The organism is Vibrio sp. RE86 (assembly GCF_013114545.1).
GTDB lineage: Bacteria > Pseudomonadota > Gammaproteobacteria > Enterobacterales > Vibrionaceae > Vibrio.
Window position 1 is genome coordinate 1 of sequence record NZ_VTXI01000034.1, and the last position, 9,991, is coordinate 9,991.

11 protein-coding genes and 1 pseudogene are annotated in these 9,991 nt (G+C 39.3%); 8 read left to right on the plus strand and 4 right to left on the minus strand.

Translation table 11 applies throughout. The features are described from left to right. The first annotated feature begins 202 nt into the window (after positions 1 to 202). The 3 genes from F0231_RS20130 (at position 203) to F0231_RS20140 (ending at position 3,264) form a co-directional block, all read left to right on the plus strand. Positions 203 to 817 (plus strand): hypothetical protein, encoded by a 615-nt coding sequence (locus F0231_RS20130; RefSeq protein ID WP_171761465.1) that lies wholly within the window; start codon positions 203 to 205, stop codon positions 815 to 817. Between the two features lie 135 nt (positions 818 to 952). After that, on the plus strand, positions 953 to 1,663 hold the full coding sequence (locus F0231_RS20135; RefSeq protein ID WP_171761466.1) for a Cthe_2314 family HEPN domain-containing protein: 711 nt from the start codon (positions 953 to 955) through the stop codon (positions 1,661 to 1,663). A 206-nt stretch (positions 1,664 to 1,869) separates the two neighbouring features. Next, on the plus strand, positions 1,870 to 3,264 hold the full coding sequence (locus F0231_RS20140; protein WP_171761467.1) for a hypothetical protein: 1,395 nt from the start codon (positions 1,870 to 1,872) through the stop codon (positions 3,262 to 3,264). 164 nt (positions 3,265 to 3,428) lie between these two features. On the opposite strand, the gene F0231_RS20145 is transcribed toward F0231_RS20140, so the two are convergent. Then, complete coding sequence (locus F0231_RS20145) at positions 3,429 to 3,881, minus strand: N-acetyltransferase (protein WP_171761468.1); 453 nt, start codon at positions 3,879 to 3,881, stop codon at positions 3,429 to 3,431. A 1,223-nt stretch (positions 3,882 to 5,104) separates the two neighbouring features. Here F0231_RS20145 and F0231_RS20150 point away from each other — a divergent pair. Further along, on the plus strand, positions 5,105 to 5,584 hold the full coding sequence (locus F0231_RS20150) for a hypothetical protein (protein WP_171761469.1): 480 nt from the start codon (positions 5,105 to 5,107) through the stop codon (positions 5,582 to 5,584). A gap of 129 nt (positions 5,585 to 5,713) precedes the next feature. On the opposite strand, the gene F0231_RS20155 is transcribed toward F0231_RS20150, so the two are convergent. Beyond that, positions 5,714 to 5,992 carry a type II toxin-antitoxin system mRNA interferase toxin, RelE/StbE family gene (locus F0231_RS20155; protein WP_053816179.1) on the minus strand — a complete coding sequence of 93 codons (279 nt, stop codon included), beginning with the start codon at positions 5,990 to 5,992 and terminating at the stop codon, positions 5,714 to 5,716. Then, a complete protein-coding gene (locus tag F0231_RS20160; protein ID WP_171761470.1) occupies positions 5,989 to 6,273 on the minus strand; it encodes a type II toxin-antitoxin system RelB/DinJ family antitoxin in 285 nt (94 codons plus the stop codon). The genes F0231_RS20155 and F0231_RS20160 overlap by 4 nt, the downstream gene beginning before the upstream one ends. A 236-nt stretch (positions 6,274 to 6,509) precedes the next feature. On the opposite strand from F0231_RS20160, the gene F0231_RS20165 reads away from it, so the two are divergent. The 3 genes and pseudogenes from F0231_RS20165 (at position 6,510) to F0231_RS20175 (ending at position 7,983) form a co-directional block, all read left to right on the plus strand. Continuing rightward, positions 6,510 to 6,857, plus strand: coding sequence for a hypothetical protein (locus F0231_RS20165; RefSeq protein WP_237311581.1), 348 nt, complete (start codon positions 6,510 to 6,512; stop codon positions 6,855 to 6,857). 587 nt (positions 6,858 to 7,444) lie between these two features. Next, positions 7,445 to 7,876, plus strand: coding sequence for a hypothetical protein (locus tag F0231_RS20170; protein ID WP_171761472.1), 432 nt, complete (start codon positions 7,445 to 7,447; stop codon positions 7,874 to 7,876). Further along, positions 7,848 to 7,983, plus strand: a pseudogene (locus F0231_RS20175) (DUF3265 domain-containing protein). The gene F0231_RS20170 and the pseudogene F0231_RS20175 overlap by 29 nt, the downstream one beginning before the upstream one ends. Positions 7,984 to 8,015: 32 nt before the next feature. Here the strand turns inward: F0231_RS20175 and F0231_RS20180 are convergent. After that, positions 8,016 to 8,417, minus strand: a complete 402-nt coding sequence (locus F0231_RS20180; protein WP_171761473.1) for a YkgJ family cysteine cluster protein — start codon at positions 8,415 to 8,417, stop codon at positions 8,016 to 8,018. Positions 8,418 to 8,775: 358 nt separating this feature from the next. Here F0231_RS20180 and F0231_RS20185 point away from each other — a divergent pair, with 358 nt between their 5' ends. Next, on the plus strand, positions 8,776 to 9,372 hold the full coding sequence (locus F0231_RS20185; protein WP_171761474.1) for a hypothetical protein: 597 nt from the start codon (positions 8,776 to 8,778) through the stop codon (positions 9,370 to 9,372). Positions 9,373 to 9,991: the final 619 nt, after the last annotated feature.

A 9,991-nucleotide genomic window follows, 5' to 3' on the forward strand; every position in this document is an offset into this window, starting at 1 on the left:
GCTTATGATATTTAAGGTATTCTGTATCAAATCAAGTTAGTGAGCACACGGAAATCTTGCCTAACAAAGCGTTTAAGGCAGATTCGCAACGCTCGGCGGTTTCACTTCAATTCGGCTTCAGTGTTTACGGCACAGAGGTTTAGTTTGATGGTTGCGCTGCTCACTACTTAACGCGGCGTTAGGGGTAAAGGAGAAATTGAACATGGATACATATTTAGATCAATTTGTTGATTCAATTAAGTTTTTAGAAAAAGTAGACTCAAGTTTTGATACAAAACAGTTGGACTTTGTAGCGATTCATAATATGTATAAAGACTTAGATAGCGAGAGTACGGCTAACTATTACCAGTCTATGCATTCTTTCTTAAGAAAAGCAGCGAGTGAATATGCGGTGTATTTCTCGCGTACAAATCAGCTTGCTCATCAATGTCACTCAGTTTGTGAAAATTTCAAAAATGCTCTTAGCCAGTTGCCCGAGGCAGAGGGTATAGATTTTAAAGTGACAGTTGGCAATGTGTTTTACAAAGGCAAAAACATCTACCGTTTGAATCGGAAATCATTAAAAGAAATTGTGGAAGCTGGGCCTCAACTTGATAAAGTTCTCGATGTTCATGTTTGGTTAACCCTTGATGATATGACAGTCTACGATTTGACCATCTTGTCTACCCTTGAAGCTAAGGGGTTAGAACCTAAAGGGACGTTCCCATATCCAAGTGTATTAGTCTGGAGGCACGACATTAAATCCGACTTCAACTATAAACCTTTACTTGTTGATGATTACTTTTTTCATAGAGTTGATCGCATGAATTACCCCTAACAAACAATTTAAGAGGGATTCACAACGTTCGGCATTTTTGTTTCTATTTCAATTTAGTGTTTATGGCACAATGCTTTAGGCTTGGGTATAGGCGTTGTTCACCCCTTAATTGGGCGTTATGTGACAGAGGGAAAAATGAAGCATAGTGAAAATAAGCATATAAAAAATCTCTATCCATTAGTTGTTGAGTACCTCAAGTCAGGCCTAGAGGGTTTAGTCAATGAGGACGAGACGTTCCATGCTTCAGAGAAACAAAAATACGCTCACGAAGTATGTAGCCGAGTGTTCGAGATAGATAATGCGTTTGAAAGCTTAGAATTATCAATTGAATATCTAAAGCGTACGACTTTCAATGACTCCGATTTTGACTTTACAGCGCACCACGCTTTTCACGTTGAAAATTTCTTGCTGAGGTTAACTAGTGTAGTTGATCGTTGCTATCTTCTAGCTGGTTCGGCTGTTTTGTTAGCAAACAAAACTATCGAAAGACTTGGTGGCAACCGTAAAGTAGTTAAGGAGCTCGCGGATGTATCTCCTCACGCACTTCAAATACTCAAAAATCTAGAAAAAGAAATCGAGCCGCTAAGACGGCTTCGTAATCAAGTCGCACACAATAATGGCTACTCGAATAAAAATCTTATAGCGGTTCGTTTTATTGAAGGTTCAGAAGACGACCTAAAAAGGAAGTTTTCTAAAATTATGTCTATTGAGGCTCTAAAGGAAATAGTAATTGATGATTCAGTTACTTTGTTTGAACCAATGCTTTCAAAAACGAGTGAATTGGTTGCCTCATTGCTTAATGAGTTGGCTGAGGTATATACGAGACTTGCGGGCGGTAACACATAACAAACAATTTAAGCAGATTCACAACGCTTGGCAATTTTGGTTTGAATCAGCATTAGTGATTACGGCACAATGTTCTAGTTAAGTGGTCGCGTTGTTCACTACTTAATTGGGCGTTATGTGATTTATACATCACACCCTGAAAACCAGCAGATTGTATATGTTTGTAAGTATTGTATTCTGTTTAAAAAGTATAAGCTGTACTCACAATGAATAAAAAGCAAACAGAAACTAAATTCAAACAAATAAAAGCTGACATAGAGCAAGCGAAACAAAGCAACTCAGCTCCAAAAGTTTTAGCTACCGTAGATTCACTGAATATCATTGGCGAGCGTGCCCTCCAACGTTTCAAGTTGGCAAGTCCAGATGGCTTTCAAGCTCTGAAGTCAGAGCTTGTTGATACCGCTCTTTCTTTTATAATCGAACAAGTCGATTACAAAGCCTTTATGCAATCTTTTGATTGCTATTCAAAAGAACTAAATGATTCTGAGCGCTACTTGCAACTTCTTAACCAATATATTTTCTCTGCAATTAAAATCAGTTTGGATGAATGGAAGCAAGAAGGAAATGATTCCTTAACAGAATTAAATGCAAAGATTAATGATGCCAGTAGAGGTACAAGCTATCAAAATCTTATTAGGCTTGATACTTACCGTCAGTTTATCGACTTACGCGATAACGGTTTTCAAACTGTAGTAACAGTGCAGCTATCAAGTCACATTTTATGTAAAGCATTCTCGTTTGAGTTTGCTGGCCATAGTTATAGCTTTGAGTTTTCTTACGCAGATAACAAAAATGCAAATGTATCTTCCAATGAGATCTTGATGCAAGGTGATATTCATGGGGTAACAAAGCAAACCATGATCACTATAACCACAGATAAATTTATACAGCACCAAGGTGAAGTAATTGGTTTACTAAACTACTTTGTCAAAGCCTATCGTATAGCCATGAATGAGGCTTGGTTATTAAAAGTTAGTGAAAAAAATATTCTCGAAACGAATATATACTACAAACTTGATGGTCACCAGATTGAACGGAAAATTCTACCTCCTCAGGGAACATTCTCAATTCCAAATGAAGAAGACTATTCAACCGAAAAATTATTAGAAGAGCTTAATAATCCATCACGTAGTTTATGGCTACACAGTTACTTAGATGCAAAACTTAACTTTGGAATTAATAACTTCACTCAGTCAGTGATGTACTTAAACATAGCCTTTGAAAACTTCGTCACATTAAAAGCAGATGAAAGGTTGTCTAGAAACCTAACTCAAGATGAGCTTGAGCTCTTTTATTCTGGGCGTTCTTATGTGAATCTAGATGATAAGTATAAGGAATTTATTACAGAAGATGACTTCACGTCTAAAATTCTAAGTGATTCAGATTACGTAAATAGGCCAACAACTTTTAAAATTGTAAAATACTGTAATAAAGTAGAGAAATTTTCGTTGGGAATGAAGAAAATAAACTCCCAGATCAATCGTATTCGTAAGTACAGAAATGATATAGCTCATGGTCGTTATATCGATGATACTTGTCTAATGGATCATATTCCTCAAGCATTTGAATCATTTGATAGCTTCATTGCATTGTGGGAGTAGCAGAACTTGGTCAACAAAATATTCTACCTTTCAATCACATAACAAAGCATTTAAGAGTGATTCACAACGCTTGGCATTTTCGCTTCGCTCAAGTGTAGCCAAGCGTTGCTCACACCTTAATGCGGCGTTATGTGATAGGAGCTCTCAACAGAACTCCTAGTAAATTAAAGCTTTTTGATGAACGTAATTTTGTGGTCATTATCGTCGTAATAGTGTTCTATGGATCCTTGCTGAGCATAGCCAATAGCACTATAAAACGATCTTGCTGTCTGAAAATCGTCTGTGCTTGAGGTTTCTACGATAAGAAGCCTTTGTCCTTGCTTGGTCAAAGTGCTTTCCATTAGTTGCATCAAGTCTTTACCGATTCCACAGCGATGATGCTCAGGATCAACGAGCAGCATTAGTACATTCCATGTTGCGTTGGTCATTTCCATTGGTACACAGTACGCGACACCAGTCATTAGTTCGTCGTCAAATTTCCCGAACCAAATAGCTTCACTGGATTCACCTTCAAAAGTCTCAGCGATAAATGAAATTTCTTCTGCTTCAAACATTTGTGTTTTGTTCACAAGCTCAAGCATTTTTTCTTTATCAGCAAGCTGTAATTGTCTTAGCATAAGTACTCATATGTGTTTGTTTTCCCGAAGTATATACGATGTGGGAAGTATCACATAACAAAGCATTTAAGAGTGATTCGCAACGCTTGGCAGTTTCGCTTCGCTCAAGTATAGCCAAGCGCTGCTCACACCTTAATGCGGCGTTATGTTTACTTGAAATTCAAAGGTTTAAATGTCTTAGGCTCTAGTTCTTTGTCCCTCTGGCAATTCATCCCTAGTAGACTCAGCAATTCAGTATTGTCGGCCTAAGTTCTTGAACTTCTTAGGCGTAAAACATGCCAATGTTCGTGGGTTGCTTCATTGTCAGGTCGAGTAGGCTAGGTTTCAGTTTCTTTGGCTTAAAGTCGCTTTGAGATTCTTTCCCAAGCAGCATCCTACGTTGGCAGTAGTCTCGGCAACTAACCATTGTTTGGCGCTGTTGTGAGAAGAGACTAGGGTGTCTGTTGGAGCTTAGTTGGGTTGCCTCATTGGGCAGGGAAGTGTTCATACTTGTTTTAAGTTGGCCGCCTTTGGTGACCAAGCTGGCTCTTCCTTTGTGGTTTAGTATAGAAAGCCTGTTGAAAGCAGTAGTTCTTTCTCAAGTAAGTCAGTCACTTGTGGTAAAACATAACAAACAATTTAAGCAGATTCGTAACACTTGGCATTTTGGGTTTGAATTAGCTTTAGTTATTAGGGCACAATGTTCTGGTTAAGTGGTAGCGTTACTCACTACTTAATTGGGCGTTATGCAAAAGTCGTTTAGCTCATTAGAAGAGTGGGCTACATCTGTCGTAGCCCATGGTTTTAATGAATTAGAACGTAGAAATATTCTTTGCCAATGATAACGACTGTTGCCGCAGATGTGCTTACAGGAACTTCCCACGACTGTTTTCTTATTCTTAATAGCATCTTATGCTCCTTCTTTAGTTGTTTACCCTAACTCTTGCTAGGTCACATGTATTTATCAAAAAGGGGCAAAAAGTGCTTTAAATGGGCTATAAATCAGCAATTTGGTAACTGAAAGCTTTCGCATAACAAACAATTTAAGAGTGATTCAGCACGCTTGGCATTTTTGGTTTGAATTGAGTTTAGAGTTTACGGTGGTCAAATTAAGTGTCGTGATCGCGTGCTTCACACCTTAATTGGGCGTTATGCTACTCGAACGACGTTTAAATGTCTGAAAGCAAAGGGTTAATAAATTTGTGATATGATTCGCTTTAAGTTTTTCAATGAAAGTAATAATCATGTCTAAGAGAAAAATGACGAGTTATGAACAAAAAACTCTAATTCGCCTCTACGAAGAGGACTTTAAAGGCTCCTTCAGCTTAGTTACAAACCTTATTGTTGTAATGGTTGGCTTTGGTCTAGCAACTCTTTCCTCCACTGCATTTTCTCCTAAATTCAATTTGTCCGTATGTGTTGCTTTGCTTATACTTTGTGCCGTGCTGTTAATGTACCTAAAATACACTCCGAGACCACTTCTCGATAAACAGATAAGAGCACTTAATGAGAAATACAAAGATAACGAAAAAGTATTGAACGAGATCAACTCTTTTAATATCCATAAAGGCATTCATACAAGAGCTCTTCTACATTTTTCGCCAGTTCTGATGTCTATCTTGTTTCTTGGTTATACTTCGTTTGAGCATCTACTTAGGGTATATCCTGATACAATTACAGCTTTTACTTCTGCATTAGTGGGATTATGCAAACATTTATTTTAATCTTTGATGCAAGGTAGCATAACAAATCATTTAAGCGTGATTCGCAACGCTTGGCGTTTTCGCTTCGCTCAAGTATAGCCAAGCGCCGCTCACATCTTAATGCGGCGTTAGTTTGCCCACCGATTACAATCAGTCGGTAGGGAATTTTTGCTTCTGGTGTAGAACTCGCATTACACGAATTGCTGAGCCATCGACCCAGTAGGAAACGATCATTGAGATTTCCGGGATAATTAGTAATCGTCCTCGAATACCATCACGTTGAACACCCATCAATGGTTGCTCAAGTAAATTCTCTACTTTAGCTTCAATGATTTCGTCAGTTTTTTCAGCTGCGTCAGGGTTAAAGTCATAAAGAAACTCAAAGATCTTCTCACGATCATTCAGCGATTCTTCTTCCCATAAAATCATTGTTGACCTCGGCTACGAATCTTAGCTTTTCGTTCAGCCATTCGTGCTTTTGCTGAGTCATGGTCAACAAATGAAGCTTTTCCAGAGTCAAACTTCTCAAATGCTAGGTTTACTTGTTCAGTTAACCAAGCGTCGTGAGATAATGCTTTTCGTTGTTGCTCAGCCATTTGCTCGGTTAGCTCACGGCAAGCATCGCTAAGTGTGCGTCCTTGGCTCTCAGCCAGTTGCTGAGCTAAGCGTTTAATTTCGTCATCAACACGAAACTGAATTCTAGTGTCCATGAGTCGCTCCTAAATTTATGTGTGTACAAATGTTAGCACTGGAGTTAGGTAAGGGCAACTAACAAAGCATTTAAGACGGATTCTCAACGCTTGGCAATTTCAGTTCAGGTCGGCTTCAATGCTAAATGTGGCAAGGTTTAAGGTTGGGTGGTCGCGTTGTTCACCACTTAATGCGGCGTTAGGGCTTGTTCATTCCTTTGACTCTATACTCATAGTGGTGAATATAGGAGTTGGTGATGGATAAATCAGAAGCTATCGAGATTGCTCAAAGTAAATTTGGTATTAATGCCACGTATCAGAATGCACATTACTCTAAAGTTAATTCTCGAAAAGACGTTTGGTGGCTGGAAGTCTCGTTGGACAAAATTAAAAAGATGAAAGTGCCTAGGTTGTATTTTCTCTTACAGCAAGAATCCTCAATTGCGGTGTTAGATATACCAACTGAGTTTTTGCGTGATTCAGCGGATTCTTTTCGAGTAAGGCATGATAAAAATAATATGTGCTTTGAAATTGATATTACGTCATACAAAGACGTAATCGGCCCTAAGAAAGTCGATTTGAGGCAATTTTTAGTATCGCCCTAACAAAGCATTTAAGAGTGATTCGCAACGCTTGGCAGTTTCGCTTCGCTCAAGTATAGCCAAGCGCCGCTCACACCTTAATGCGGCGTTAGTTGCCAATGAGGAAAAAGTAACTAAATCAGCAAGTTTAGGGCTAATGTTCGTGTACTTTTTGCTAGTTGTTGCATTTCACTTTCTAGCTTACTTGGTTCGTTGAAATCGTTCTTTGGTTTGTTCTTGGTTTAGATTTTTTGTTTCAGAAGCTGATTCTCTCGTTGAAAGTCTGCTTTGTTGCTTAGTCTTCCCAAAAGCTTTCTTTGGTGTTTGAAGGCCGCTTTCTGCGGCGTTGTATGCTCCAAGTGGTTTCAGTGACAGTCGCTTTGAAACTGCGCTTGATTTGAGTTTTTCAATACAGGACAGAACAGTGTCGGCAAAGTGACAGTAATCTTCAAATAAAGCCTTAGGGCAGGCAACTAACAAACAATTTAAGCAGATTCGCAACGCTCGGCATTTTGGGTTTGAATCGGTTTTAGTGATTAAGGCACAATGGTCTAGGTAGGTGGTAGCGTTGCTCACTACTTAATTGGGCGTTAGCTTTCTGGGGAAAAATAATGAGGATCAGGCAAATTAAGGCTTACCGAGTAACATCAATTATTTCTTTGCTGTTAGGCATTATCGCACTACAGGAAATATATATAAGCGAAAACCTATTAATTATTGGTTTTGCTGCCGGTGTGCTTGGTACCTTCTTGCTAGGTAGTGCTGGGCTTTTTACGGTATTTCGATTTGTGTCTGCGTTTTTGAAGGAATCAAGTTTAAGCCTTTCTAGTCGTGTTCTAGGGTGTACTTATTCGGTGCTACCAGTTTTACTTTGGTACTTATGCAATGTTAAGTTCATATTGGTGCCTGCGGTGAATGCTAAAGATCTTTCAACCTTCTTTATTCCATCGGCTTTGGCTGTGTTAAATGGAGTTATAGGGGTAATCTTATTCTTTGGAGTCGTTGAAATGAACAATAAACTTCTGGGGAAAGCATCAAGCTAACAAACTGTTCAAGAGGGATTCGCAACGCGTGACATTTTTACTTTGCGTTGGTTTTAGTGTTTAAGGTGGTATTCGGCGGCATTGGTATTGCGTTGCTCACCCCTTAACAGGGCGTTATATGCAAGTGCCAAAATCAGCACTAGGAATAGCTCGATGGTCGGCTTGAAATCATTAACTTGTCTAGCTGTTTCTGGGCTTTCTTTGGGTTTTCGAGGTCAACAACTTCGATCATTTCACATTCATCTCGCACCATTTCATAGATCAAACTAGGGTAGTGACGACAATCTTCAGGGCGGTCTAGATAAATACTACAGGTGTATTTGTCTCTTTCATCAGCTTTGGCTTTCGGTGCTATCTCCAAAAACGGGCAGCGGTGTAATTGTTCTCTTGTCTCGGGATCAAACCAAATTTTACCGTCTTTCACATACTCAAAAATGTCTGGGTTAAATAGTTCCCACAAATCTATTTCTTCTTGGGTGGCAGCTAAATCACCGTCGCCATACTTAATACAGCATTTACCACACTGGTTGCAGTCTTTCATGGCTGTTACTTCACATAATGGGCTCTTGTTTTAGTCTATCATCAAAAGCTATATCAGCTCCGAGTGTGGGTTGAGAATTTGCATATAACAAAGCGTTTAAGACGGATTCCCAACGCTCGGCATTTTTGGTTTGCTTCGGGTTAAGTGTTTACGGCACAATACTTTAAGTGCAGTGGTCTGCGTTGCTCACCACTTAACGCGGCGTTATATGCTTTGGGAAAGTTCGGAATGAAAAACTTAGCGATACTTATGTTGGTAGTCGTATTTTTTGTAATTGGATTTAGTGCTGGTGCATTCAGCTCTAATGCTTCATTGGATTCGATCCTCAATGAATTAAGTTCAAAAACAAACTTTGACAGTGTGGTATTCTTTACGTCGGTTGTATCAAGCATATGTACAAATTTTTGCTACGACCTTTGCGATTCTTATATACTTAAATTGGAAAAATCAGCAGTCTGAAGTTGAGCTAATGAATTTAAGGAAGAGGCTGTTAGTTATCTTGATTTCAATGGAAAAAGCGTCTACGAGACTGCTCCTTTGTTACAAGATGAGTGAAATTCCGCGAGAAAAAGATCACCTAGAGAGCCAAATCAGTTCTTTATGTGCCGACTTTCGCTCAGAGCTAATTCTGTTCTATATGTTAGACACCAAAGGAAAGGAAGAAGTTAGTTATGCTAGCTCTTTAACTGCTAAAGGAGATTTTCTTGATACAGCCAAGGTCCTGTACAAGCTTTGTGACCAGTTGTATTGGGCTAGCTCCCACAACATTATTTACTCTTCTCTTGAAGATAGCGGAACATTGAGAGCACTAACTGTAGGCTCAGGTTACTTAGGACCAAATACCTATCCAGAATTAAGTGAACTACTCTCAAATTTGGGCGGACGTGAGCTTTCAAATCTATTGTCTAAGTCAGCTATCGATATCAGTCAAGAAAATGCGAAAACAAGCATATAACAAAGCATTTAAGAGTGATTCTCAACGCTTGGCATTTTTCATTCCATCGTTGAGTTCAGTGTTTACGGTGTTAAGGGTGAGTTTTGTGGTCGCGTTGTTCACACCTTAATGCGGCGTTATGTTTACTTGTATTTCAAAGGCTTAAAAATCTTAGGCTCGAGTTCTTTGTCCCTCTGGCAGTTTGTCCCTAGTAGACTCAGCAAATCCGCTTTGTCGGTCTCAGTTCTTGAATCTCTTAGGCCGAAGAACATACCAATGTTCGCGGGTTGCTTCATTATCAGGTCGAGTTGGCTAGGTTTTAGTTCCTTTGGCTTAAAGTCGTTTTGAGGTTCTTTTCCAAGCAACATCCTTCCTTGGCAGTAGTCTCGGCAACTAACCATTGTTTGGCGCTTTTGTGAGAAGAGACTAGGGCACTTGTTGGTGCTTAGTTGGTTTGCCTCATTGGGCAGGGAAGTGTTCATACCTGTTTTGGGTTGGTCGCCTTTGGTGGCCAAGCTGGTTCTTACCTTTTGGTCTGGTTAAGAATAATGGTCTTAATCATCAGTTCTTTCTCAAGTAAGTCAGTTACTTGTGGTAAAACATAACAAACAATTTAAGCAGATTCACAACGCTTGTCGAT

Bases quoted from the DNA above. Each gene is read 5' to 3' on its own strand.
- F0231_RS20180 (WP_171761473.1), bottom strand. From the start codon at position 8,417: ATGAAAGACTGCAACCAGTGTGGTAAATGCTGTATTAAGTATGGCGAC.
- F0231_RS20165 (WP_237311581.1), top strand. From the start codon at position 6,510: ATGGATAAATCAGAAGCTATCGAGATTGCTCAAAGTAAATTTGGTATT.
- F0231_RS20135 (WP_171761466.1), top strand. From the start codon at position 953: ATGAAGCATAGTGAAAATAAGCATATAAAAAATCTCTATCCATTAGTT.
- F0231_RS20150 (WP_171761469.1), top strand. From the start codon at position 5,105: ATGTCTAAGAGAAAAATGACGAGTTATGAACAAAAAACTCTAATTCGC.
- F0231_RS20160 (WP_171761470.1), bottom strand. From the start codon at position 6,273: ATGGACACTAGAATTCAGTTTCGTGTTGATGACGAAATTAAACGCTTA.
- F0231_RS20155 (WP_053816179.1), bottom strand. From the start codon at position 5,992: ATGATTTTATGGGAAGAAGAATCGCTGAATGATCGTGAGAAGATCTTT.
- F0231_RS20145 (WP_171761468.1), bottom strand. From the start codon at position 3,881: ATGCTAAGACAATTACAGCTTGCTGATAAAGAAAAAATGCTTGAGCTT.
- F0231_RS20140 (WP_171761467.1), top strand. From the start codon at position 1,870: ATGAATAAAAAGCAAACAGAAACTAAATTCAAACAAATAAAAGCTGAC.
- F0231_RS20130 (WP_171761465.1), top strand. From the start codon at position 203: ATGGATACATATTTAGATCAATTTGTTGATTCAATTAAGTTTTTAGAA.
- F0231_RS20170 (WP_171761472.1), top strand. From the start codon at position 7,445: ATGAGGATCAGGCAAATTAAGGCTTACCGAGTAACATCAATTATTTCT.